The 794-nt window shown below is 66.0% G+C and carries 1 protein-coding gene; it reads right to left on the bottom strand.

Annotated features, from left to right (window positions below; genetic code table 11):
• On the bottom strand, positions 1-668 hold a 668-nt coding region (locus F8271_RS31600; protein WP_151493421.1), incomplete at its 3' end, for an IS110 family transposase.
• Positions 669-794 lie beyond the last annotated feature (126 nt).

Raw genomic sequence — 794 nt, 5'->3', positions numbered from 1 at the left:
CGGGCGAGGAACGCGTGGTGCTCGGTGAACCGGCCGTTCAACGCTTCGGTCAGCTGCGGGATCTTCGACCGGAGCCGACGTTTGGCCAGATCCGCGAGCGCGGCCGGATCCGTGTCGCCAGCGATCAACGCCTCCAGCATCGCCCGCCCGGACACCCCAAGGATGTCAGACGCGACTGCGGACAGCTTGATCCCGGCGTCCTCCAGCGACTTCTCCAGCCGCTGGGCCTCCCGGCCACGTTCCCTCGTGATCGCCGTGCGTGTCCGGGTCAGATCCCGCAACTGGCGGATCGGCTCGGGCGGCACGAACGAGCCCCTCACCAGGCCATGCGCACCGAGTTGGGCGAGCCAGGTCGCGTCCGCGACATCGGTCTTACGGCCCGGCAGTGTCTTCACGTGCCGGGCGTTGACCAGCATGACCTCGAAGCCGGCGTCCTCGAGCAGGTAGTAGAACGGCTTCCAGTAGTCGCTGGTCGCCTCCATCACCACGCATGTCACCTGCTGATCGACCAGATGCTCACGCAACGCGAGGATCTGTCTGGTCATCGACCCCCAGGTCGTGACCGTCTCGGTCGTCTTGCGACGACCGGCCCCAGCGATCCGGACGCACACCTTGGCGTCCTTCTTCGAGATATCCATCCCGGCACAGCGGGAGTGAACGACTTCCATCACCAGCCTCCCTCACACGCGGACCACAGCGTCCGTCGTGGGGAGGGCAGAGAGATTCGAAAGTCTGACGCTCGGGCTCAAGGCACCAATCCACGGTTCCCGTGGAAGCCCTCCACCACCATGCTG

The organism is Micromonospora sp. ALFpr18c (genome assembly GCF_008868155.1).
Classification (GTDB): domain Bacteria; phylum Actinomycetota; class Actinomycetes; order Mycobacteriales; family Micromonosporaceae; genus Micromonospora.
Note: the sequence above shows the minus strand (reverse complement) of the source record. Positions and strands in the feature narration are given on the sequence as shown.